This window comes from Leisingera sp. CC-HEC093 (genome assembly GCF_059429195.1).
The window spans coordinates 2,586,959-2,611,065 of record NZ_JCAIJR010000001.1 but is presented as its reverse complement, the minus strand read 5'-3'; the positions used below and the strand labels follow the sequence as shown (position 1 = coordinate 2,611,065).

The 24,107-nt window shown below is 59.0% G+C and carries 21 protein-coding genes and 1 pseudogene; 10 read left to right on the top strand and 12 right to left on the bottom strand.

Annotated features, from left to right (window positions below):
• Positions 1-4: 4 nt before the first annotated feature.
• The 4 genes from ubiV (at position 5) to AC5STB_RS12685 (ending at position 4,222) form a co-directional block, all read left to right on the top strand.
• Positions 5-910, top strand: coding sequence for a ubiquinone anaerobic biosynthesis protein UbiV (ubiV, locus tag AC5STB_RS12700; RefSeq protein ID WP_495443180.1), 906 nt, complete (start codon positions 5-7; stop codon positions 908-910).
• Entirely contained in the window at positions 907-2,145 is a 1,239-nt protein-coding gene (locus AC5STB_RS12695) for an NnrS family protein (protein ID WP_495443179.1), read from the top strand. Before ubiV ends, AC5STB_RS12695 begins: the two co-directional genes overlap by 4 nt.
• Positions 2,146-2,488: 343 nt before the next feature.
• A complete protein-coding gene (locus AC5STB_RS12690; RefSeq protein ID WP_495443178.1) occupies positions 2,489-3,070 on the top strand; it encodes a cupin domain-containing protein in 582 nt (193 codons plus the stop codon).
• 42 nt (positions 3,071-3,112) lie between these two features.
• A complete protein-coding gene (locus AC5STB_RS12685) occupies positions 3,113-4,222 on the top strand; it encodes a CaiB/BaiF CoA transferase family protein (protein WP_495443177.1) in 1,110 nt (369 codons plus the stop codon).
• A 248-nt stretch (positions 4,223-4,470) separates the two neighbouring features.
• Here AC5STB_RS12685 and AC5STB_RS12680 read toward each other — a convergent pair whose 3' ends face one another.
• From AC5STB_RS12680 to AC5STB_RS12665, 4 genes are read right to left on the bottom strand one after another with little or no spacing between them, the layout of a single operon-like run.
• Complete coding sequence (locus AC5STB_RS12680) at positions 4,471-5,022, bottom strand: DUF3833 family protein (protein WP_495443176.1); 552 nt, start codon at positions 5,020-5,022, stop codon at positions 4,471-4,473.
• A complete protein-coding gene (locus AC5STB_RS12675; protein WP_495443175.1) occupies positions 5,019-6,245 on the bottom strand; it encodes an MFS transporter in 1,227 nt (408 codons plus the stop codon). The genes AC5STB_RS12680 and AC5STB_RS12675 overlap by 4 nt, the downstream gene beginning before the upstream one ends.
• 33 nt (positions 6,246-6,278) lie before the next feature.
• Positions 6,279-7,448 (bottom strand): class I SAM-dependent methyltransferase, encoded by a 1,170-nt coding sequence (locus tag AC5STB_RS12670; protein WP_495443174.1) that lies wholly within the window; start codon positions 7,446-7,448, stop codon positions 6,279-6,281.
• Positions 7,387-8,730, bottom strand: coding sequence for an NAD(P)/FAD-dependent oxidoreductase (locus tag AC5STB_RS12665; RefSeq protein WP_495444599.1), 1,344 nt, complete (start codon positions 8,728-8,730; stop codon positions 7,387-7,389). Before AC5STB_RS12665 ends, AC5STB_RS12670 begins: the two co-directional genes overlap by 62 nt.
• Before the next feature lie 146 nt (positions 8,731-8,876).
• Here AC5STB_RS12665 and AC5STB_RS12660 point away from each other — a divergent pair, with 146 nt between their 5' ends.
• A complete protein-coding gene (locus AC5STB_RS12660) occupies positions 8,877-9,650 on the top strand; it encodes a DUF1365 domain-containing protein (RefSeq protein WP_495443173.1) in 774 nt (257 codons plus the stop codon).
• A complete protein-coding gene (locus tag AC5STB_RS12655) occupies positions 9,647-10,372 on the top strand; it encodes an SDR family NAD(P)-dependent oxidoreductase (RefSeq protein ID WP_495443172.1) in 726 nt (241 codons plus the stop codon). The genes AC5STB_RS12660 and AC5STB_RS12655 overlap by 4 nt, the downstream gene beginning before the upstream one ends.
• A gap of 18 nt (positions 10,373-10,390) precedes the next feature.
• Here the strand turns inward: AC5STB_RS12655 and AC5STB_RS12650 are convergent, their stop codons facing one another.
• From AC5STB_RS12650 to torT, 4 genes are all read right to left on the bottom strand, one after another.
• Positions 10,391-11,026 (bottom strand): ChrR family anti-sigma-E factor, encoded by a 636-nt coding sequence (locus AC5STB_RS12650; protein WP_495443171.1) that lies wholly within the window; start codon positions 11,024-11,026, stop codon positions 10,391-10,393.
• A complete protein-coding gene (locus tag AC5STB_RS12645) occupies positions 11,023-11,541 on the bottom strand; it encodes a sigma-70 family RNA polymerase sigma factor (RefSeq protein WP_495444598.1) in 519 nt (172 codons plus the stop codon). Before AC5STB_RS12645 ends, AC5STB_RS12650 begins: the two co-directional genes overlap by 4 nt.
• A 184-nt stretch (positions 11,542-11,725) precedes the next feature.
• Positions 11,726-12,022, bottom strand: coding sequence for an SH3 domain-containing protein (locus tag AC5STB_RS12640; protein WP_495443170.1), 297 nt, complete (start codon positions 12,020-12,022; stop codon positions 11,726-11,728).
• A gap of 94 nt (positions 12,023-12,116) precedes the next feature.
• The gene (gene torT, locus AC5STB_RS12635; RefSeq protein WP_495443169.1) at positions 12,117-13,169 is read right to left on the bottom strand and encodes a TMAO reductase system periplasmic protein TorT; all 1,053 of its coding nucleotides are present in this window, start codon (positions 13,167-13,169) and stop codon (positions 12,117-12,119) included.
• Positions 13,170-13,262: 93 nt separating this feature from the next.
• Here torT and AC5STB_RS12630 point away from each other — a divergent pair, with 93 nt between their 5' ends.
• Complete coding sequence (locus AC5STB_RS12630) at positions 13,263-16,190, top strand: response regulator (RefSeq protein ID WP_495443168.1); 2,928 nt, start codon at positions 13,263-13,265, stop codon at positions 16,188-16,190.
• On the opposite strand, the gene AC5STB_RS12625 is transcribed toward AC5STB_RS12630, so the two are convergent.
• A complete protein-coding gene (locus AC5STB_RS12625; RefSeq protein ID WP_495443167.1) occupies positions 16,171-16,863 on the bottom strand; it encodes a response regulator in 693 nt (230 codons plus the stop codon). The two genes, AC5STB_RS12630 and AC5STB_RS12625, sit on opposite strands and share 20 nt — an antisense overlap.
• Positions 16,864-17,050: 187 nt before the next feature.
• On the opposite strand from AC5STB_RS12625, the gene AC5STB_RS12620 reads away from it, so the two are divergent.
• The 3 genes from AC5STB_RS12620 (at position 17,051) to AC5STB_RS12610 (ending at position 21,061) form a co-directional block, all read left to right on the top strand.
• Positions 17,051-17,998 carry an ABC transporter substrate-binding protein gene (locus tag AC5STB_RS12620; RefSeq protein ID WP_495443166.1) on the top strand — a complete coding sequence of 316 codons (948 nt, stop codon included), beginning with the start codon at positions 17,051-17,053 and terminating at the stop codon, positions 17,996-17,998.
• Between the two features lie 70 nt (positions 17,999-18,068).
• Positions 18,069-19,100, top strand: coding sequence for a quaternary amine ABC transporter ATP-binding protein (locus AC5STB_RS12615; protein WP_495443165.1), 1,032 nt, complete (start codon positions 18,069-18,071; stop codon positions 19,098-19,100).
• Positions 19,097-21,061, top strand: coding sequence for an ABC transporter permease (locus tag AC5STB_RS12610; protein ID WP_495443164.1), 1,965 nt, complete (start codon positions 19,097-19,099; stop codon positions 21,059-21,061). Before AC5STB_RS12615 ends, AC5STB_RS12610 begins: the two co-directional genes overlap by 4 nt.
• A 154-nt stretch (positions 21,062-21,215) precedes the next feature.
• Here the strand turns inward: AC5STB_RS12610 and AC5STB_RS12605 are convergent.
• The 3 genes and pseudogenes from AC5STB_RS12605 to AC5STB_RS12595 all read right to left on the bottom strand — a co-directional run bounded on the left by AC5STB_RS12605 (position 21,216) and on the right by AC5STB_RS12595 (position 23,627).
• Positions 21,216-22,230: pseudogene (locus AC5STB_RS12605) on the bottom strand (IS5 family transposase).
• Positions 22,231-22,704: 474 nt separating this feature from the next.
• Positions 22,705-23,172 carry a YciE/YciF ferroxidase family protein gene (locus AC5STB_RS12600; RefSeq protein ID WP_495443163.1) on the bottom strand — a complete coding sequence of 156 codons (468 nt, stop codon included), beginning with the start codon at positions 23,170-23,172 and terminating at the stop codon, positions 22,705-22,707.
• Positions 23,173-23,261: 89 nt separating this feature from the next.
• Positions 23,262-23,627 (bottom strand): PRC-barrel domain-containing protein, encoded by a 366-nt coding sequence (locus tag AC5STB_RS12595; protein ID WP_495443162.1) that lies wholly within the window; start codon positions 23,625-23,627, stop codon positions 23,262-23,264.
• Between the last annotated feature and the right edge of the window lie 480 nt (positions 23,628-24,107).

The following is a 24,107-nucleotide window of genomic DNA, read 5'->3' as shown; positions in this document are numbered from 1 at the left end:
CAACATGGAATTGACCGTCGGGCCGAACCAATTCTTCTGGCCGGCCGAAAGCTGGAGCGCGTTTTACGGCGCTTTGGCCAAGGCCCCTGTTGACCGCGTTGTTCTAGGCGAACTGGTTTGCTCCAAACGCCTGCCTTTTTACCAGGACCGCATACCTGAGGCGCTGGCCTTGCTGGCGGAAGCGGGCAAGGAAGCCGTGCTGACCAGCCTTGCCCTTGTCACGCTCAAACGCGAGCGCAAGCTGACGGCCGACCTTGCCGCGATGGGTGTGCCGGTTGAGATCAACGACCTGACGGCGCTGGCGCATCTGCCCAAGGGCATGAGTTTTCACGTCGGCCCGCTGGTCAATGTCTATAACGAGGGCACGTTGGCCTGGCTGGCATCGCTTGGGGCCACCCGGGTCTGCCTGCCGCCGGAGCTGCCGCTTGCGTCGGTTGAGACACTCACCCGCGCTGGCAGGGAAATGGGCGTTGCCATCGAAGTCTGGGGGCACGGGCGGCTGCCGCTGGCGATCTCCGGGCGCTGCTACCATGCCCGGCTTCACAAGCGGACCAAGGACAATTGCCAATTCGCCTGCGAGGATGACCCGGACGGGCTCGACGTGCGCACGCTGGAAGAACAGCCCTTCATGGCGATGAATGGGGTTCAGACCCTATCGCACAGCTATGCCTGCGCCGATTACCAGATTGAGGCACTGGCAGATGCAGGTGTTTCCGCCCTGCGCCTGTCGCCGCAGTCACAGGGCTTTACCCGGCTTTGCCAGATCTACCGCGACCGGCTGCATGGCGCCTTACCCCCTGGCGCCATTGCCGCAGAAGTGCAGGAGACATTCCCGCAAGCCCGCCTGAGCGACGGTTTCCTGACCGGACCCAGCGGCGTGTCCTGGTCCGCTGACCCGGCACCTTCGTGATCCGCGGCCGGGGCTTCAGCGCGTTCTGGCAGGCCCCATACCGGCCGCTGTTTCTTTCGGCATTTCTGTGGGCGCTTCTGACGGTCGCCTGGTGGCCGCTGGGAGTGAAACTGGGGCTGCCGGAGCCGGGTCTGGAGCCTGCCGTGTTATGGCACGTGCACGAGCTGCTCTTTGGCTTTGCGCCCGCCGCAATCGGCGGCTATCTCCTGACGGCGCTGCCGGGCTGGACAGGACGCTCGCCTTTGCGCGGCACCGGCCTGAAGATTTTGGTTTCCCTCTGGCTGCTGGCCCGCGCCGCAACAGCAATATCTGCGGCGGTGCCGCTTGCTGCCCTCCTGCTCTTGAACGCTGCGTTTTTTCTTGCCCTTGCCGGGTATCTACTGCTCGAACTGACCGCTGCCCGGGCATTTCGCAAACTGGGGTTTGCCGCCGCAGTTTTGGCGCTGGGCCTGGCGGAGACTGTTTTCCTCGCAAATGCCGCCGCCGAAAATGTCTGGAGCAGCCTGGCCCTTGCGCAAACTGCCGTGACCGGCCTGGCACTCCTTCTGTTCAGTGTAGGGGCGCGGGCGATCCCGGCTTTCACTCGCAATTGGCTGGAGTTGTCAGGCGGCAGAAAGGCACAGGTCCGGGAACGCCCGCAGATAAGGGCTGTTTCGCAGGGTCTGCTGGCATTCGCGCTGGCAATGCAAATGGCCGGAGCCGCCACGGCCGCAAATGGTGTTTTGATCGCAGCGGCCATAGCCATGCTCTGGTCCACGCTGGGCTGGAGAACGGTCGCCGCGCTTTCAAACCCGCTGCTGGCAGCGCTTCACCTGGCTTGGCTCTGGCTGCCCCTTGGCGTGTTGGCAGCGCGCGCCACCGGGCTGGGACTGTTGGACTATCCTTTGTCTGCTGCCGTTCATGCCATCACGATCGGCGCCATGTCGGGGCTGATCATGGCCATCGCCGGCCGGGCGGGCGCCCAGTCCGACGACGGCATCCTGCGCGCCCGTGCTGGATTTACCACCGGGGCAGTTCTGATCTGGCTCACGGTCTGGATCCGGCTGGCAGTTCCCTTCTTTCCAGCAATTTCTGATAACTTGATTGCTGCTGCGGGTGTCTTCTGGTGCACCGGCTGGATCGCCTTCATTTCAGGCTTTCGCCGCGCGCTCTGCGGCCCTGTTCCCCGACCGGTTCTGAGCGGAAAGCGAAGCGGTGCTCTCCTTTTAACCGCCGTGCGGTCACAGAAACAGTGAGACCTGTTTTCACGGATCACTTGAACGCACCCAGCACAGGCATATCCTGGGGCAGCCTGAATATCAGGAAGCAGTTTGCACTCAGCTCCGGTAAGAATTCTGGCGCGGCAGCAGTGGAGCCCCAGCGAAAGGCTCGGCGATCATTGTCAAGGTTTCCCCGCAAATCGAAGGGCGCAGCACTGTTGGTTAACGGCCTTGGGCACCTTGGCTTATGATACCATTGAGCCATTCAGCAAAGGCTTCGCCTCCCATATTGCTCAATATTTTGAACACTGGTAGTGACAAGTGAGAAGGATCTCAGGATTCGTGCAGACAGCAGCCAAGTAGCGATGGAGTTGCGAGGATGGCGCCAGAATTTGACGTGGGTGCCCGCCTGAGGGCCTTAAGAACGCAGTTTGGCCTATCGCAAAGGCAGCTGGCAGATGCTGCGGGTGTGCCGCACGGCCAAATTTCGATGATAGAAACCAACAAAAGCAGCCCATCCGTGGCTTCCTTGCGCAAAATTCTGGGCGGCCTCGGGATGAGCATGTCAGAATTTTTTGAACCGGAAGCCGCGATAAACCATCAGCCGTTTTTCACCCCGTCCGAATTGCGCGATCTGACGAGCTTGCTTTTTCAGGACAACGATCCGTCGTGCCGCAGGATTGCCATCAAGCAGGTTGGCGACGCCAAAGCCCATGGGCTGCAAATCCTGCACGAACGGTACGAAGCCGGGGCCGATACCGGCGATTCAATGATTGAGCACGATGCCCACGAAGGCGGCATCGTGATCTCAGGTGAGCTTGAAGTCACTGTCGGCAGCGAGATCCGGGTACTGAAAGCTGGCGATGCCTACCTGTTCAATAGCCGGGAGCCGCATCGGTTCCGCAATATTTCAGACTGCCCAGCCGAAGTCATTTCTGCCTGCACTCCGCCCTATCTGTAAACCGCGCGGGCCGCATTGGGCCGTAAACAAAAGGACACCCGCATGTCTCCTCTCAAAGGCCTGAAAGTTGTCGAACTTGCCCGAATTCTTGCCGGCCCCTGGATTGGCCAGTCGCTTGCCGATCTTGGTGCCGAGGTCATCAAGGTGGAAGCGGAAAGCGGCGACGACACCCGCAGCTGGGGCCCGCCCTTTATCGAACGGGATGGCGACAAGACGGCCGCTTACTACTATTCTGCAAACCGCGGCAAAACCTGTGTTACCGCGGATTTCCGCACAGAGGAGGGCCGCAGCAGGGTACTGGAGCTGATCCGCGGCGCCGACATCCTGATCGAGAATTTCAAAGTTGGCGGGCTTGCGAAATACGGTCTCGATTACAGCAGCTTGAAGGAGCTGAACCCGCGCCTGATATACTGCTCAATTACTGGGTTTGGCCAGGACGGCCCTTATGCGGAGCGTGCAGGATACGACTTTCTGATTCAGGGCCTGTCCGGTCTGATGTCCATCACCGGAGAGCCCGGCCAGCAGCCGCAAAAAGTCGGTGTAGCGGTGACTGACGTTGTGACTGGCCTGTATGGCACCATCGGTATTCTGGCGGCCGTGGAGCAGAGGCACCGCACTGGAAAGGGGCAGCATCTGGACATGTCCCTGCTGGATTGCGCTACAGCGATGCTGGCAAACCAGGCGATGAACTACCTGGCCACCGGCGAAAGCCCCATGCGCAAGGGTAACGACCACCCCAATATCTCACCCTACCAGGTTTTGCCGACCGCTGACGGCCACATCATTCTGGCGGTTGGGAATGACGGGCAATTTCAGCGTTTCTGCAAAGTGATTGAGCGGCCGGATTTGCTGCAAGTGCCGGATTACGCCAGCAATGGATTGCGGGTTGCGAACCGTCAGGCGCTGACAGCTGAGTTGGAACGGTCTCTCGAAAGCTGGGTTTCGGCGGACCTTCTGGCCGCGCTCGAAGCGGCCACGGTCCCGGCGGGGCCGATAAACTCGATCGGGGAAGCCTTCAACGACCCGCAGGTTCAATTCCGCGGCATGGTGATTGAACCGGAGGGCGTGAAAGGCGTGCGCGGACCATGGAAGTTCTCGGATGCTGAGCTGTCACTGGAAAAAACTGCACCGGTTCTGCCCAAAGGAAGCTGACAGAACGCCCGAACCGGTTGCGGCCTTGACAGCTTATTAGGCCCGCCCGCTACCGGCCTGATTTTCATATTCAAGCGCTGCCGCCTTCGCCCCCACCCTAGCCCCGCCTTCGAAGCAGGGCGAAGCGCGGGCAAATCATAGCGGTATGTGCCTTTAAGCTTTGGCAAGCTGATCCGGCGCTGATTGCAATTTGGATGGCTTCTTCTCAGCCTGGCGCAAGGGCTGGCAATGTGATGCAGCTTAATACCCTACCTGTCTGCCGGACGCATCGTGGCGACCAGCTCCGCAACCTTGATGCCGAACTTGTGCATTTCCGACTTGTTCAGAATGACCCCGCTTTGCGTCAGGTACAGCCAATCTGTCGCTTTCAGCCGGTGCCCGCCGGACTCCTCTGGCAGGATAATTTCATACTCCATTCGCACAGTGGAGCCGGAAACCACTCCCCGTGCTTCGCCCACGATATCCTCAGCGGTCGCCGTAAAGCTGTTTCCCTCCCCCAATGTCAGGAACCATTTGCGGCTTTGGTTTCGGCCATTGGAGTAGATGAACTCTTCGCTCAGCGTTCCTGTGTTTCCATCCCATTCCCCAAACATCCGGGCAGTGAAGCTGTTCTTCATCCGGCCGTCAGGGCCAAAAATCAGCCCTTCCGACAATATCTCTCCGGAAAGATGGGTTTTAAGCGTGAACTCCGGCCCGGAAGCCGCATAATCGGCAGGGGATTGGGCGCGAAAGCTGAAGACCAGGGATTTGGTAAGAACCGCGACCATGGCGATCAGCAGGATTGCAGCAAGAAGTTTCATGCGGTTTTTCCCTCCGTGGGAAGCGCCAGAACCAGCGCGAAAGCGCCCAGTTTCAAGACGCAAGGCACAACGGCATAGAAGATATTGAGTGTCGCAAGAGCAGATGCGCTGTTGGCAGCACCGGGTGAAAAGCCGCTGCGCTCTAGCAGCGGAAGTGTCGCAAAGGCCGCCAGTGCCAGCGCCAGCTTGCCCGCAAAGGACCAGATGCCGAAAGCCAGTGAAGCCTTGAGGCCGGCACGGGCCAAGGCGATGGAAAACATGGCAGGCAACAGAACCATATCCGCCCCCAGCGCGGCACCGGAGGCTACGCAGATCACAGCAAAACCTGCAAGATTGCCTGGGGCAAGCTGTGCCGCCCCGGCAAAGCTGAGGATGGCCAGCGGCATCGCCATCAGCAAGGTGGCCTTGGCCCCGGCACGGCGGCTGAGGGCAGCCCAGACTGGCACACTTAGGCCTGCGCTCAGAAAGAACAGGATCAGCAGCGGCCCAGCCATACCAGCCAGTTGCAGACGGTCCTCGGTGAAAAACAGAAACAGGGTCGAGGTGACGGCCACAGGCAGCGCATTAACCAGTGCAAGTATCAGCAGCCTCAAGGCACCAGCCTGCTGCAGCCCGGCCAGAGACAGCTGCCGCGCCGCAGGAGCCGGACGCCGCCACAGCGGCAGCGACGCAAGTCCTGCCGCCAAGGCGATCCCACCCAAAAACAAGCCGAAGGCCGGGTACCCCTGATTGTCAGCACCCAGTGCGGCAAACGCGGAAGGCGCCGCGGCAGCAACGGTCACACCAGCGAGCATCCCTGCCTCGCGCCAGGCGGCCAGATCCGTCATTGATGCAGCGTTCGGCTGGTTGGCCAGTGCTGCGGAGCGACCATAGAGGAGGATCATACCAAGGCTGTAAGAAGAAAATAGCAGCACCAAAACCGCCGCCAGCCGCAGCGCGGCCTGTGGTTCCGGCGCTATCCTGAACAACAGCGGGAATCCCGCCGCCAGCCCGGCTGCTGCAGCCAGCGCAAAAACACCCTGCAATCGCGGCCATCGATCGATGGCCCAGCCGAAGGCGGGATCCTGCACAAGGTCCACTATCCGAACCGCAAGCAGAAGCCCGCCGGCAGCGGCCAAATCGATGCCAAGATTGACCGAGGCAAACCGCGGCAAATGGATATACAGCGGGATGCCGGCCGCGGCCAGCATCAGCGCAAAAAGGCTGACACGCGGATAGACCATCACTCCCCCGCCAGCGCCACTGCAGTCAGGCGGTTACGTATGAATCGGGGCATGTTCGATCTCCACCTGCACGACATTGGTGTGCCCCAAAGCAAAGGAGGCAGCGCAAATCTCCAGATAATACTGCCAGTTGCGGCAGAAGGCCTCACCGTAGCCCATCGCCAGGACGCGCGGCTTCAGCGCCCCAAGCCGTGCGGCCCAAATCCGACAGGTACGGGCGTAATCCTGGCCAAATGCATAGCTGTTGCGCACTTGCAGCCCGGCCTGTTGCGCCTGAGTGCGGATTACACCGTCGGAGAGAAGCATCCCGCCGGGAAACACATACTGCCGAATATAGTCGGAAGAGGTCCGGTAGGTGTGGAAGAAACTGTCCTGAACCGTGATGGCCTGAAGCACTGCCCGCCCGTCGCCGGCCAGCTTCTGCTTCAGCACCGCAAAGTAACTGGGCCAGTACCGTGCCCCAACCGCCTCAATCATTTCGATTGAGACAATGTTGTCGTAAGTGCCTTCAATATCGCGGTAATCGCACAGCCTGATGTCGGCGCGGCCATCCAGGCGGGCATCAGCATAGCTGTGCTGATTGCGAGAAATTGTGATACCAGTTACGTCACGGCCCTCCTGCGCCGCTTGTTCCGCAAAGCCGCCCCAGCCGCATCCGATCTCCAGAACCTGTCCGCCGCTGCCCAGCCGCGACAAGATACGGGCGTTCTTGCGGGCTTGGGCACGGACGAGATCACTGTCGGGCACATCAAACAGGGCCGAGGAGTACGTCATCCCCTCGTCCAGCCAAAGCGCATAAAACTCATTCCCGACATCATAATGCGCACGGATATTGCGCCGCGCGCCGCGCCGTGAATTGGCACGCATGAGGGTGTCTGCCAGCCGGAACCGGGCGCGGTTCAGCGGGCTTGCCTGATCGTAGGCCGCAAGGCTATCGCGGTTGCGCATCGCAACCGACATCAGCGTTTCGATCGACGGCGTATCCCACAGGCCTTCTACATAAGTTTCGCCCAGACCAACCTGGCCATGTGCAGCCAGCGCCGGAACCACTGACCAGTCTCGGATCGCCATCTCAGCCTCAGGGCCGGAAGTTCCGAAATGGTACCGCTCTCCCTCTGGCGTGCGCAGGATCAGCCGGCCTTCACGAAGCTGTTCGCAGCTGGACAGAAATTTCGTTTTCAGTGCCTTGCTGGTGAAACGCATGTTCCAATCCTTCTGGTTGGGGCTGACTGGTCAGGCTGCGCACGATGCGCATGGCGCTGGCGATGCCGTCCTCATGAAATCCATGCCGGTTCCAAGCGCCAGCAAACCAGGTGCGGTTCTGGCCCTGCAAAGCGCGGATACGCTCCTGCGCCCGCAAAGCTGCCAGGTCGAAAACCGGATGAGCGAAATCGGTCTGGTCATAGATAGACTCTGCAGGAATTTCGCTCGACGGGTTCAAGGTCACAAACAGCGGATCGTTCTCGGGGATGTTTTGCAGCCGGTTCATCCAGTAGGTGACCCCGATGGCACCGTCTTGAGACCGGTAAGCCCAGCTTGACCAGCACTCCCGGCGTTTCGGCATCTGGTGCGGATCGCAGTGCAGCACTGCACGGTTCCGCTGATACCTGATGCTGCCCAGCGCCTCTGCCTCTGCCGGGGTGGCATCTTTCCCCAGCAGCGCCAGTGACTGATCTGAGTGACAAGCCAGGATCAGCTCATCAAAGTGCTGAGGGAGCAGCCCTTCCGCCGCAACGGTCACCGTTTGACGGCCGCGCCACACCTGCCGAACCGGCGTGCCGGTACGAATGCTGACGCCGCGTGCAGCAAGTGCAGTCTCCAGCCGGCGGACATATTCAATGCTTCCGCCCTTCACTGTCCACCACTGATGCTTGCCCGTTCCGGCCAAAAGCGCATGATTACGGAAGAACCGCACTAGGGATTTTGCCGGAAACTGATCAACTTCTGTCACTGGTGTCGACCAGATCGCGCCGCACATAGGCATCAGGTAATGATCGCGGAACCAGCGTCCCAGGCGCAATTCTTCTACAAGTGCGCCGATGGTCTTGCTGTCATCGCGGGCTGCGGCCTCTGCCTGATTGCCGAACCGCAAGATATCCAGGATCATCTTGTAGAACTGCGGCCGCATCAGGTTGCCCTTTTGAGCCGTCAGCGCACCCAGCGTGTTCAGACCATATTCCAGCCAACCGTCGTTGATACTGGCCCCGAAGCTCATTTCACTCTTGATCACCGGCACATCCAGTTCACTGAAAAGCCGGGTCAGGTAGGGATAAGTCGCGTAATTAAACACTATGAAGCCGGTATCTACAGGCCGATCACCGTTCCGCCCTGCCAGTATGGTGCGGGCGTGGCCGCCCAGCCGCGGCGCGGCCTCATACAGGGTCACATCGTGGAAAGGAGACAGGTAATAAGCCGCTGCCAAGCCGGAAACACCACCGCCGGCGATGGCAATCTTCTTGCGCGCAATACTGGACTGATCGAACATGAATATCCCGTTTTTGGTGCAATGTCCAAAGGATACGTCCCCACTCTGCAACCGGATCATATTCAGCGGGAGAAATATTTCCCGCCTTTTACGCTTTTGACTGAACACCAGGTGAACCAACGGCAAACGCCGCACGTATTCACCCTATGACACTGGATCACATCCAAGCTGAAACCTTTCACGCACGCCGGGGTACGCTTAACAACGCGTTCACCTACGGGGTGGATTTCGTGCTTACAGACTTCAGCGCCCCCTGTCCGCGGCTGCTCTCCCGGAACCGATTCAATCTCTGGTCGCTTTGGGACCGCCACCATGGCGGCCGCCGAGGAAAAGGGCGAGGACTAGCCTGGTTCCGCGAGGTGCTGGCGGCCCGGGATGTTCCTTTGCAAGGCACTCAGCTGCTGCTCCTAACGCAGCCCAGCTTCCTTTGGTTTAACTTCAACCCGGTCAGCTTCTGGATTGCCCTGCGCGGCGGCCAGCCTTGTGCCTTTGTCGCTGAAGTCAACAATACATTTGGGGGTCGCCATTGCTATTTTTGCGCGCACGAAGATTTCCGCCCGATCCGCAGATCAGATCAACTAATCGCGGAAAAGCTGATGCATGTCTCGCCTTTTCAGAAAGTTGAAGGTTTCTACCGGTTCAACTTTCACCTTGGCGAAAGCGATATCAGCATCCGCATTGCATATGAAAATGGCAGTCAGGGCGTGCTGGCGACTCTGAGAGGACGCCGCAGTCCGGCTAACAGTGCCAGCCTGCTGCGCGCCGCCTTGCGGCGCCCGCTGGGCGCGGCCCGGGTACTGGCGCTGATTTATTGGCAGGCGGCAATCCTCACCATGAAACAGGCGCCATTCCTTAGACGGCAGCCCGCGCCGAAGGCCCTGATCTCCGACAGCAACAACATTGCCAAGGCCCGCCAATGACCGCCCTTGAAGGCAAAACCTATTGGCTCGTCGGTGCCAGCGAAGGGCTCGGCAGAGCATTGGCCAGCGCGTTGCATGCAGAAGGCGTGCATCTCATTCTGTCAGCGCGCAGCGTTGAGCGATTGCAAAGCCTGACACGCAGTCTGCCCGGTTCTCGCATACTGCAGCTGGACGTAACTGACGAGGACAACGTCCGGCAGGCCGCGGCAGGCATTCCCCACCTGGACGGTCTGATTTATTGCGCTGGCGTCTATGACCCCATGCGCACTCAAGACTGGAACAGCGAGAAGGCCCAGCAGATGCTGGAGGTGAACTTTACCGGTGCTCTGCGTGTTCTGGGCGAGGTAGTTCCCCGTTTTGTGGAAGAAGACTGTGGCGATATAACCCTGATCGGTTCGCTGGCTGGATACCACGGGCTGCCGGCATCAATAGGATACGGTGCCAGTAAGTCGGCGCTTGTTAGTTTGGCGGAAACCATGCGGTTTGACCTGCGGAAAACGGATGTGACAGTACGCCTGGTCAATCCCGGCTTCATCAAGACCCGGCTAACAGAAAAAAACAGCTTTAAAATGCCGATGCTGATGGATCCGGAGGATGCCGCCGGCCGGGTGCTAGCCGCGATGCAAAAAAAACGCTTCCGGACCGATTTCCCGGCCCCGTTCTCCTGGGCCATCCGCAGTCTGCTTTTTATTCCCGACTGGCTGCTTTATCATCGCAGGTAAGGGGCTCTCCCCGCTTCCTCAGATCCGGAACAGGGGCTGCAGCAGCCGCGGCATGAAGGCCCGGAAACGCAACGGCGCATCGGTTGCCGCCAGGCAAACACATGGCTCACCTGCACCTGCCACAGGTGTATGATCCACCTCCTCGTCAGCTACCTCCAAGTCGCCAACACCGAACTCCCCGGTTGCGTCGCTGAAGCTGCCCTGCAGAACCAAGGTCAGCTCCAGCCCATTGTGGCCATGATCCGGGACCGCCTGCCCGGCAGGAATATGCAACAGCCGGACCGAACCCGTCTTATCCTCCAACAGGATATCCTGTCGCACGCCCATGCCCAGCGTCTTCCACTTTGGCAGACGCCCCTTCATCGCCGCTACCACAGGTCCGGGGAAGATGCCGGACCGGTCATAAGACGGCACCGGGGTGAACGGTGCGTCCAGCTGCGCCAGAACGTCCTGGCGCAACTCGCTTGACACCGGCTCCCCCGCGCAGCTTTCCAGCAGCAGCCCGCCGATGGCCTGATGCGCCTCCAGCGCCGCGCGGCACTGGATACACATCGAAACATGGGTGGCCAAAACAACGGAAAACGAGTGCGGCAAAGTTCCCGCGGCAAAAGACGCGAGCATAGCGTCCGGAATGTGATGATGGATGACACTCATGACATGAGGTCCTTCAGTTCGTGCCTTAGACGCTGCAGGCCAAGCCTGATCCGCGACTTGATAGTGCCTAAGGGCAGCCCGGTCTGACGGCTGATCTCCTGATGGGTCAGTTCGCCTAGATAGGCTTTTTCCAGTATGTCGCGCTGCTCCGGCCTTAGCTGGGCAAGCGCGTGTTTCAGGTGCACCGCCTCCTGTTCCAGCCCTAAAATCTGGCTGGCATCGGGTTCTGTGCCCGGCACTTCACGCAGTTCCTCAGGCACAGCGCGGTTTTCCTTCCGGGCCACATCAATTTGCCGGTTGCGCGCGATTTGGTAAATCCAGGCCGACACCTGCGCCCGGTGCGGATCGAAAGTTGCTGACTTGCGCCAGACCGTCAGCATGACGTCCTGCACGATCTCTTCCGCTTGCGACGGCGGCGCACCTGCGCGAATTACAAATCCTTTCAGCCGCGGTGCAAAATAGTCAAAAAGCGCTGCAAACGCGGTGCGGTCGCGCCCGTCGCGCACTGCGATCATCCAAACGGTTTGCTGCGAAAAACCGGGATCTTTCTGCGTCACGTAATTGCTTTCCTCGCGGCGTGCCTTCGACGCGTGGAGCGGGCAACGCAAAGGCTGAATATCTGCAGTTTCGATCAGCATAGACTGGATACGGCACTGATGGGTATAGGGATCACTTTTCTTTTCCAGCCTCATTCAGGCATCAGCCTGTCAATGCCGGATTTGGCGTGCTGGCCAAAAACTCCGTGACCAGAGGGTTTTTGAAAGCGGCAGCGTAGGGTGATGGCACAGAACCTCTCCCGGATGCGCGAATGTTCCGAAGCTTCCACCAAGCCCTGATTTTCAATTCGTCCTGCACGACAATCTGCGGCTCCAGCGCAAGGCCGATGTCCTCACACGCCAAGAGGCGCATCAAAGTGATGTCATCCACCACCGCCACCACCTGCGGGTGCACTCTCAACCGTCTTTGCGCGGCTGGCAAACCACAAAAGGCCGTCATCGCAGCGGTTGCCAGTAAGCTCGCCACAATCGCGAACGCGCTAGGCAAATCGCGGCAAAGGCGGGACGCTCAGACCGCTTGCACATTTTCGGTTCTAATGCGGCATCTGAAGTTCAAATACTGGAATAAAGACCGCAGGTGCCAGAGATAATTCAAGTATTCTCAGGTCTTTGGACTGCTGGCCGAAAATTTGGATCTCAGGCCCCAGATGCGTGAACTGCAGCTTCTTTTCGATCGCCCGCACCGCCATTTCTATGGCCAAGCGGCCCTGCAGCACGGGCAGATCCGTAGGGGTGGCAATGATCCGGTTACGAAGAACACCGCGATAGACCGCATGTGTCATGTAATCTGAAACGATTTGAACCTGGTCCTGCAACCCACGGGCGCGGAGGACTGATACAGCAGCCTCTGCTGCCGGCGCAGAGCCGGCGATGTAATCGAGGTCTGCGACCTCATCCAAGGCTTCCTCAACCAGCCTAACTTGAATTTCACGGCCAGTATCACCGTATTTGGTCGCTGCAATCTCAGCTGAACTGCCCGAGAGAGCCGCGTAAAAACCTTGTTCAACAAACTTCACCCAACCCGCCTCTGCCGGACCAGGGAACCAGGCAACTTTCACCGGAGGAGAGCCTTTGGGATGCCGCTCCGCAATAATGCGGGCTGCTGCGGCCCCCATTTCTGTCCAGGAGACGCCAACTTTCGCCGTTACACCGTTGTCGGCAATATCATTGACCGCAGCAATAACCGGTATGGACGCGGCAATACGCTCTACAGTGCTGCTAAGGCCATCATAGGACACGGTGCCGACCACAAAGGCATCAGCGCCTTCTGCGACGCAACTCTCAGCCTGCTGCTTCTGGCGCTGTAAATTCGGATACCCGCCGGCCTCAACCAGCTTGAAGGACACACCCAGCCGGCGTGCCTCAGTAACCATTCCGTAGTTGACACTAAGCCAATAGGCATCCTTTAAGTGCGGGTAAGCAATGCATAAACGCCAAGCCTGCGCTGCTTTTTCCAGCGGCTGGTAGTCAACGGTTTCATATCCGCTGTTGTAATCATACGGCATCCGGGGAGCCTGCAGGCGCCAGCTGTCCGCTGCGGCGCCGGAGCAAAAGGCCGCCAGCCAAAAATACCAAAAAACGCGCATTAACTTCCTTTCCTGCCGCCAAAGTTAGACACGCGGCCGGTAAAAAGAAAATTCAAATTTGCGATTTTCGCAACTCCGCGCGAGAGTTTAGGAATGTTCAGAAACATCGGATTAAGCGGAAAACTGAGCCTGGCGTTCATTGTGATCGCTGGGCTGCCCACCCTCGCGGGACTTCTTGGGGTGTTTGAGCTGCGGGTGCTTGCCCGCCGCCAGGCCGACGTCATCAGTCAGACGATACCAGCCATCGCGGAAGTGCGCGGCATGGCAGAGGAAAGCACCCGCATCATCGCCATCGCTCCTGAGCTTTCGGAGGTAGAAACGCAGGCCGACCGGAAGAACCGTGCGGAGTTCCTTTTGAATCAGATCGGTGCGCTAACACGGCGGATCGATACGCTGAACCTTGAAGAAGGCACCGGCACAGAGCAGTTGCGTGCCACGGTGGCACATGCTGCCAAGGCGCTGGATGAATTGAACGGTTTGGTAGAGATCCGCATTTCATTGCATCGCGCCTTCAAAACGCTCACCGAGCGTAACCTTGCAGCGGCAAATGACCTTCTCGGAATGGCCGACACGCTGGTGGCGAATGCGGAGATGGGCACAACCGCGGTGATTTCGAGCCTATACGATCCGCCGGCATCCCCCCCGGAAGACGAAGCGCGCATCAACACTCTGGACAAGCTGATCGAAGTTGATCTGTTCCAGCTCGGCCTTATGTTCGAGCTTCGCTCGCAAACCGCTGAAATCGGCCTGCTGATCAACCGGATTGACGAGGCGCAGGGCGAAACCGAATTGGCCGCAATCGAAGCTTCGTTGACCAGCCGCCTGTCCATCGTATCACGCAGGGTTAAAGCGATCAGAGATCCAGGGCGGCGCCAGCAAGCGGAAGCATATGTCGCCCTGCTCCAGTCCATCACCCGCGGTGAGCCGGGTTTGTTTGGGCTTAGAAACCAGATCCTGATCACATCGGCCCGGATCACGGTGCTGAAACAGGAGCTTCAGGATACTGCTCTCCGGTTAGGCCAGGAGGCGGCTGCCGTGGCCGACCAGGCGCAGGCAAAGGCAATCGCGTCCGGCAACCTGGCTGCAACTGAGATGCGGCAGGCACAGTATAGAAACGCCGTAGCGGCCGCCGCCGGCCTGCTTCTGTCGCTTGCCGTCGTGTGGTTTTTTGTACGCGGGCATGTGACAAGGAGGCTGAACCGGCTTTCTGGCACCATGGCCGCGCTCATGCGCGGGCAGCTGGACCGGGAGGTGCGGCCTAAAGGCCGCGATGAAATTGCTCGCATGGAAGAGGCCGTTGAGGTCTTCCGTCAGCAGGCCATCGAAAAAAACGCACTGGAACGGCAGCGGGACCGGAATGAGCAGGAATTGCGGGAACACCGTAACAACCTGCAAAACATGGTCGAGGAACAGACGGAACGGCTGCGCCATGAAGTTGAAGCCCATGACGAGGCGCGGCAAAAAGCGGAAGCTGCAGACCTCGCCAAGTCCGAGTTTCTGGCCATGATGAGCCACGAAATCCGCACACCGATGAATGGCGTTCTCGGGATGCTGCGCAGCCTTTCAGACGATAACCTTACTTCTAGGCAGATGGAACGGTTGCGAGCTGCTCTCGTCTCGGGCCAGAACCTTCTGAAAATTCTGAATGACATCCTGGATTACTCGAAAATCGAGAGCGGCGGGCTGATACCGGACAACGTAACCTTCTCGCTGCGAGAGCTGTACACGGGCATTATCGTTCTGATGCGCCCCAGTGCAGATGAAAAAGGCATCCACCTGTGGCTTGATGCGCCTGAAACCCTGCCTGATGCAGTGATTGGCGACATAGCAAAGCTGCGCCAAATCCTCTTTAACCTCCTGTCCAATGCGCTAAAGTTTACCGATGACGGTGAAGTAATCCTCCGGGTACGCGCAACTGATACCGGTTCAGGCCGCCGTTTGGTGACGTTTGAAGTCAGCGATACCGGCAAGGGGATTTCGGCAGACGCGAAATCGCGGATTTTCGAAGCGTTTGAGCAAGAAGATTACGATACAGCGCGCCGGTTTGGCGGTACTGGCCTGGGGCTCGCCGTCAGCAAGCGGTTTGCCCGCGCAATAGGCGCGCGGCTGTCGCTGGAAAGCACAAAGAATGTAGGCTCAGTCTTTTCGCTTTCGGTCGAATTGAAAGATGGAAATCCTGCTGACTTGGCCCCTCAGGAAAGCGATACAGGAGTTGCCCAGGCGGATGTCAGCCTGTCGATCCTGGTGGTGGAAGACAATGAAATAAACCAGATGGTTGCCCAAGGCTATCTTGAGCGCATGGGCCATAGCTGCGTTTGCGTTTCCGGCGCGGAACAGGCGCTTGAACTACTGCCGCGACGACAATTCGATCTTGTTCTAATGGACGTGAACCTACCGGGAATTAGCGGCACCGAAGCGACTCGCAGGCTGCGGGCGCACTCTGACCCGAAGCTTGCCAAGCTGCCGGTGATCGGCATCTCTGCGCATGTGCAGGAAGATCAGATTGAAGCGCATCTACGGGCAGGCATGAACGGTTTTGTCGCCAAGCCGGTTTCGCCGGAGCGACTGGCCTGGGCACTGGCAAGCGTCAGCGAAGGGCGCCGGGGAGAAGTGTATCTGTCTGCGCGCCAAGCCGCAGCAGATACCGAAGGGCGAATTGCTGCCCTGCACCGATTGTTCCGTAACAATATCCGGGATCTGGGAGAAACTCCGGCGCTGGAAATTGCACGGCTGTTTCTCAAGGAACTGCCGCAGAATGTCGCCGCCATCGAAGCCGCCTTAGCAGCGCAGGACATGTCCGTTCTCGCCAAAACCGCTCATCGCGCCAAAGGGGCGGCAGGCACCTTTGGCCAATCTGACCTTGCTAGTTTGCTTGCCGAACTGGAAAGCTGCGCCGCGCAGAATGAGGCCGGGCGCACCAAACAACTGGTTCAAAACCTGAAAGACCTAGTGCCCATAGTGTTGAGCGCAGTGACGGATGTTGTGAGCGAATTCGAAAGTGTCAGCGCAAAGGTGCGGTAAAGACATACCCCTCGCCATGCACCGTTGTTATGATACGCGGGTGCGCAGGATCTTCTTCCAGCTTACCGCGCAAACGCCGTACCAGTACATCTACGGTCCTCGGGTTAACGCCATACTGCCTGTGGGTCACGCGGCTCATCAGCGCATCCCGCGTTGCGATCTCGCCTGCCCGGCTAACCAGCATTTCCAGCACCTCGAATTCGGCACGGGTCAGTGCGATGCTATTACCCTCTTCTGTTTGAAGATGCCGTGCTGCCACATCGAATTGGAACTTTCCAAACTTGTAGACCCGGCGGGACAGCCGCCGGATATCCTGTGTCCGCCGTAGCAGGTTCTTAAGCCGGGCCAGCAATTCTCGCCGGTTGAATGGTTTGCAGACATAGTCATCCGCACCCAATTCCAGCCCGACGATCCGGTCAATCTCATCATCCCGGCCAGTCACTAGTATGATCCCGACCTCTGACTTGGCACGCTGTTCACGGGTGATCTGCAGCCCGTCTTTTCCGGGCAAATTGATGTCAACTAGAAGCAGGTCAACCTCCTGCCCATCTAAGATTTTCTCCGCTTCTTCTGCAGTCTCAGTCTGCGAGACTGTGTACCCTTGCGCATCCAGATAGCTCGCGAGTGTCGCTCGGGTGACCGGCTCATCCTCGATGATCAGTATATGCGCCATGAATGCAGGGCCCTCTGGGGTAATATTCCTATCGGTTAACAAATTTTAACAAAACTGGCCAGCCTGTTCATCCCGCCAGGCTGACCCGTTCACATCTGCTTCATACCTTCCTTCCCCGAAAGCACGGCTTTCACACAGCAAAAAGCTCAGGCCATCAGGACCGGAGCTGTGAAACAGGGAGACAAACATGAAAATCCGGCAATACCTAATGGCCAGTGCGGCGGCCATGACAATGGCAGCCCCGATGGCGATGGCCGAAGACTCCTCCGATCCGATTATTATCCCGGTCCACAACTGGTCCAGCCAGATCGTGATGAGCCACGTCGTCGGTCAGATATTCGAATCGATGGGCAACAACGTCGAATATGTGTCGACCGACAGCCAGGCCGTTTATGAATCTGTCCGGCTGGGCGACGTCACCCTGGAACTGGAAGTCTGGGAAGGCGCCTTCGGAAAATCCTTCAACGAGGCACTTTCGAAAGGCGGCTTGCATGACGCGGGCGACCACAATGCCGTCACCCGCGAGGACTGGTGGTACCCGGCCTGGACCAAGGAGGCCTGCCCCGGCCTGCCAAGCTGGGAAGCGCTGAACGATTGCGCCGCTGTCTTTTCCACACCTGAGACTGGCGACAAAGGCCGCTTTCTGGGCGGTCCCGTCGACTGGCTCAAGCATGATGCGGAGCGGGTTGAGGCGCTGAACATGAACTTCACCGTGGTGAACGCAGGCTCTGCTTCGGCGCTTTGGGCCGAAGTGGCCGCGGCCGAGAAGACCAAAAGGCCGGTAGTGATCTTCAACTGGACCCCGAACTTTGCCGAGGCCGTCTGGCCCGGCGAATTTGTCGAGTTCCCGGCTTGGGTCGAGGGGTGCGATAAGGACCCCTCCGTGGGACCGAACCCGGACGCCACCTATGACTGCGGCAACCCGGCGAATGGCTATCTGAAGAAAGCCGCCTGGGACGGCATGAAAGAGAAATGGCCGGCCGCCTATCAGACCCTGACCGAAATCAGCTTCACCAACCCGCAGATCGCCGAGATGGCCAAGCTGGTCGACATTGACGAAATGGAGCCTGAGGACGCGGCCACCGAATGGCTGGAAGCAAACGAGGATCTCTGGAAACCCTGGACCGGCTCCTGATTTTCACTCTTTCCACAACTTCACCGGGGCGGTTGCCTGCCCCGGCATCTTTGCTAACGAAAGTTGACCAATGACCGCCTCCCCCCCTGTCATTTCCTGCAAGAACGTCTGGAAGCTGTTCGGCGCTAAACCGGAGCAGTACCTGAAGTCGCTGACAGGCAACCCCGGCTTCGATGAAATCCGCCAGGCCGGCTATATCGCCGCCGTCCGGGATGTATCTCTGGACATCGCCAAGGGAGAGATGCTGGTAATTATGGGACTGTCCGGTTCAGGCAAATCGACCTTCGTTCGCTGCCTGTCCCGGCTCATCGGCATCACGGGTGGAGAGGTGTGCGTTGAAGGCCAGAACATCGGTGAAATGTCCGAGAAAGATCTGATCGATCTGCGCCGCAACAAGATGGGCATGGTTTTCCAGAGCTTTGGTCTGCTGCCGCACCGCACCGTGCTGGATAACGTCGCCTTCCCGCTGGAAATGCGCGGCCAGGACCGCCACGAACGCCGCGCCCGGGCGCTGGAAGTAATTGAGCTGGTGGGCCTCTCGGGCCGTGAGGACTATTTCCCGCGTGAACTCTCAGGCGGCCAGCAGCAGCGTGTCGGCATAGCCCGCAGCCTGGCAATTGAACCTGACATCTGGTTCCTGGACGAGCCCTTCTCTGCTCTGGACCCGCTTATCCGCCGCGAAATGCAGGATGAGTTTCTGCGTTTGCAGGAAATGCTGGGCAAGACCATCGTTTTCATCACCCACGACTTCGACGAAGCTCTACGCCTCGCCGACCGCATCGCCATAATGAAGGACGGCGTGGTCGAGCAATGCGCAACGCCAGATCAGATCGTGCTGAACCCGGCCACCGGATACGTCGCCAAGTTCACCGAAGAAATCGAGAAATCCCGGGTAGTCCATGCCGGGGTTTTGGCGCGGGACATCAATGGACACAGCATGACGGGTGCGCCAGTCGGCGAGAAACAGACCATCTCTGAACTGGCCCGCCTTCTGGTCAATGACAGCCGCGATTTCCTTCCTGTCGCTGACGGCTCTGGCAGCCTGATCGGCGCATTGAACCGCCAGGAAGCACTCGATTTGCTGCTGAGGGGCACGTCATGACCGACCAGACCATGCTACTTTCCAGTAAGTCCCAAACCTGGACACAAGCCAAGACTGGATGGATCATATTTGCCGCCGCCTGCGTGCTTGCACTGGGGAACTCGCTCCTGCCCGCCGGGCTGATGCGGCCTCCGGAATGGCTTATTTTGCCTTTCGCCGACTGGGTCAACGCAATCTTTGTGTTTCTTCGAGACGACCTGGGCCTTCTCTTTCTTACCCGTACCTTTGCCGACGCGGTCGAATGGCTGCTCGATGTGACCGCCAATCTGCTTTACGGCAAAAACCGCTGGCCCCGCATCGGACCTATCCCGTGGACAGTGATCGCGAGCATCGGCTTTGTCGTCGGCTATGCCCTTCAGGGCTGGCGGCTGTCGCTGCTCACAGGCGGAACATTTGTCTGGATCGCCGTCATGGGGCAGTGGAAATGGGCGATGGAAACACTGTCGGTCATCGTCGTCGCAGCACCATTTTCGATCCTGTTCGGACTTTTGATGGGCGTCCTCGCCTGGCGGTCCAGGACCTTTGAGCAAATCCTGAACCCGATCCTCAACATAGCGCAAAGCCTGCCGCATTTCGCCTATATGATCCCGGTTGTGGTCTTCATCGGCGTCGGCCCCAAGGCAGGTGCCATTGTCACCATTATCTTCTCGGTGCCGCCGATGATCCGCATGTCGCTGCTGGGCCTGCGCAAGGTCCCGCATGAGGTGATCGAAAGCGGCCATATGTGCGGCTCGACCCGCTGGCAGCTCTTGCGACATGTGCGCATCCCCACCGCCCGGACCGAGATCCTGGTCGGCGTCAACCAGGTGATCATGCAGTGCCTCGCCATGGTGGTTCTGGCCAGCTTCATCGGTATGCCGGGGCTGGGGCAGAAACTTCTGCAATTGCTGCAGGCGCTGAAGATCGGCCGCTCTGTCGAAATCGGCATCACTATTGTCCTGCTGGCCATCATGCTGGACCGCTGCACCAAGGCCTGGGCCACCAAACAGCCGGAGCATTACGAGAAAGGGACCTCCTTTGCAGTTCGCAACAAGTTCCTGCTTCTGGGCCTCGGGCTGTCGCTGGGCTGCCTGGTACTGGCGCAATTCATCCCGCTGATGGACCAGATCGGCCGCCGCGACGCCTTCACCATCTCCAAGCCTATCGACGCAATCGCGGACTGGTTCATCGTTCTTATCGACCCTGTCACCCAATGGCTGCGCTGGTTCCTGATCACCTGGGTGCTGATCCCGATCCGCGATGCCTTTCTGTGGATGCCTTATGCTGCTGTTCTGGCATTCTTGGCAGCGGTTGGGTGGGCCGTTGGCGGTCTGCGTTCGGCACTGGTTTGCCTCGCATTCTTCGGCCTTATTGCCATCTCCGGCTGGTGGGACAGAGCCATGATCACTGTATACACCGTCGTGGTTGCCGTCTCCATAGCCGCGGTGATTGGCTTCCCGCTCGCTATCTGGGGATCCTTCAATGAGAAACGGGCTGAAATTGCACTGCTCGTCTGCGATACCCTGCAAACCTTCCCCAGCTTCATCTACTTGATCCCTGTCGTCATGCTGTTTGGTGTGAACGACGTTGCCGTGGTCGGCGCGGTCGTCCTTTTCGCCGCCGTGCCGCTGATACGCTACACAATCGAGGGCCTGCGCCAGGTGCCGGAAACCTTGATCGAGGCCGCCGACATGTCCGGCGCCACCCGGATGCAGACCCTGTGGAAGGTGCGGTTGCCCATGGCGCTGCCGACCATCATGGTCGGGGTTAACCAGTCGGTGATGTTCTCGCTATTTATGGTAATTATTGCAGCCTTCATCGGCACCCAGGATCTGGGCCAGGAGATGCAGCGCGCGCTGTCCTCCACCGACGTCGGCAAAGGGCTGGTGCTGGGTCTTGCCGTTGCATTCATGGGACTGATGGTGGATCACCTGATAACCACTTGGGCAAGGTCCAGGAAAAAAGCGCTGGGACTGGAGTAACACCTCGACCATTCACGCAAATTGCTCCGGCCTTTCCCACTAATAACCCGCATTGGCTACCTGCTTTTTCCAGGCTTTCCGTAAACGTTGCCTCTGCCCCAGCGTTGTTGCATTAGCCACGCGTGAGAGGTGACTTCCCCTTTCCCCGTTGACGTCATGACACGCGTTGGATCGCGGCGGTGCCGAGGGCCGAGAAACGGTTCATGAGGGCTATGCGGATGTGGATATCGGCGGTCTGGCGGTCGGGGTCTCTGGCGGCGATGCGTTCTCCGAAGGCTTTCAGGCAGCGCATCTTCGCTTCGATCCGGCTTCGGGCGTGATAGCCCGTCCAGCGCTTCCAGAAGGCCCGGCCATAGTATCGGGTGGCGCGCAGGGTTTCGTTGCGGACGCATGCTGCCGGGCGGTCTTCCTTCCGCAATCGACCATTCTTGCGGATCGGAATGATCGGGACGGCGCCGCGCGCGAGGACCGCGCTGTGGCACCGGCGCGTGTCATAGGCTCCATCCACTGCCCGGCAGGCGATTGCGAAGCAATCTGCCGGGAGGGGGCGGTCACCGCACCGATCTGCTCGCCCTCTGGGACCTGGCCGAGCAGGTCCGGCAGGACGGGGCTGCCGGACCTGCTCGGCTGGGGGTGAACTCGACTGCGCGGATGTCGGATGTGGCCGTGTCCATGGCCAAATGCACTTTGCGCCCCTCTCATTGATTGCTTTGCAATCAACTGCCGGGCAGTGATTGGCGTCGGCCCTGAACACCATGCTTGCGGGCTTGCCATTCGCCATCGCCGAGGAACTTGATCCCGGTACTGTCCACGAGCAGGTTCAGCGGGCCATCCGCGCGGCGATAGGGGATCCGAACCGTCAAGGTTTTCTGCCTGCGGCACAAGGTGGAGAAGTCCGGTACAGGCCAGTCCAGCCCCGCCAACCGGAGCAGGCTGGCTACCATCCCTACGGTCTGGCGCAACGGCAGCTTGAACAGGATTTTGATCGATAGGCAGAACTGAATAGCCGCATCGGAAAAAACCGACGGGCGTCCGGGCCGCCCGTCAGGCGGCGCGTGCCAGGTCATGTCCTTGTCGACCCAGATCAGCAGAGACCCACGCTTGCGCAGCGCCGCGTTGTAGTTGGACCAGTTCGTCGAACGATAGCGGGTGGGAAGTGGCTTGCTCATGCAGTCCGTGTAACCGCATGGATTCGCGAAGTGAATGCTATGGCGTCAGGATGTGCAACAACGCCGTCACCGGTGTGGCGCACCCTCAGGTTGTTTTGAACGTGTTCACCCCCCGACACGGACACTGCGCAATCCTCTGCCGCCGCTTGAAATTCCTAGACTCCACGAACCCGCTCAGAGTTAACATGAGGAGCGGCCGGTACTCGCTGCCGTGCTCCCAGCTAGACTTTGCATTTACTGGCTCCTTCCCGCATTAAACTGGCTTTAGGGAGGCCGCATTTTCGATTTCGGCAAGCGTCGGATAAGCTGGTTCCCGCCTATTTAGCGGCAGGAAACCCGATAGCGCTTGGAGAGGAAATGAGATGAGGGCATTCAAGATCTCGCGTGGAGAAGAAGCAATTTCAGCGGCCCGTTGCGCGGAGGCCCAATTGGCCGCGGTGCGGTCCTTCGCGCCGCGGCCAGTTGTTTCTGTGATCAGTTGATCTCCGATACTGCCAGATTTGTCAGCTTGCTGTTGGCGGCCTTTTCCTGATCCAGAATTCCCGTCAGCAAATCATGCGCTTCATCATGGCCGAGAACCTTCGCCCATTCACGCAGGGTTCCGTAGCGCGCGATCTCATAGTGCTCGACCGCCTGACAGGCTCCGATAAGGGCGGCGTTTTTCGCATCCCCCGTAGCCTCTTTCATAATTTCTTCGGCCTCCCGGATCAGCCCTTCGATGGCTTGGCATTTCTCCCCGGCAGCCTTCTCGCCGACGGATGAGAAGACTTTTTCGAGTGTTTTCACCTGCTGCTTGGTTTCTTCCAGATGATCGGCAATCGCGTCCTTTAGCTTTTTGCCATTGGCGGCTTCCTGCACGTCAGGCAGGGATTTCACGAGTTTGTTTTCAGCGTAGTAGACATCCTGCAGAGTGTGCAGAAATACGTCTTGCAGAGTTTTCATAGAATTCACCTTTACGATATTAAATGAGAATTGATCGGGCGCTCGCAGCTGCGCCTGACACGATTCGGTGAAGCGCAATAGGCGGTGCTTCAGATCCAGTAATAAGGGACGCCAAAGTGGTCGTGAGCCCGCGTTTCGTATTCGCGGTCGGCATACCAGCTTTCAGGCCGCTCTGGGGCACCCTCAAGTTGCTCCTTCGTGATATCGGTCACAAAACCGCCGGCGCCGGTATCGTAGGAAAGCTTGCTCCAAGGAATAGAATGCTCCTGTTCACCCATTCCTAGAAACCCGCCGAACGTCATCACCGCGTAGGCCACCTTCCCCGACTGTTTGTCGAGTATCAGGTGATCAATGGTTCCGACATGCTCCCGGCCCTGGCTGTACACCTCGGTGCCGTTCACATCGGCAGATGAAACAAGTGTTCCGCCCGTGCGATTTTCGTCATTACCCAGCATAATCTTACTCCCGTAGATTAAGTACGCGTACAGCAGGTGCGCGTACCGCCAACATGGCCAATGCAGGATTATTCCACACATGAGGGCGCAGCTCATTCATCTAAATTAATGCTGGGCCAGACGGGGCCGGATCACATAGGCCGGGATAGTTCCTGTGCCATGGCGTCAGAGGAAAGAAGTCCGGTGAAGGAGCTTTCATTCCGTCACGGGTGTACGGGAGGCCCCGCCCTGGGCCGGGTACGGATCTTGTGAACATTAACGGCTGCTCGAGCGAAAGACTGGGATAAGCTGACCCTCATGGATCACACGCCATTTTTTGAAGTTGCCTCTTACCACGTTCTGCTGGCGACCATGGGCGGAGCGATTATCCTGGCCAATTGGGCGCCGCGGTTCTTTTCAACGCGGGAGCCGGCAGCGCCACCGCTGCTGATCCTGCTGGGGATGCTCGCATACTGGCTGCTGCCGGAACTTCCAGTAGTA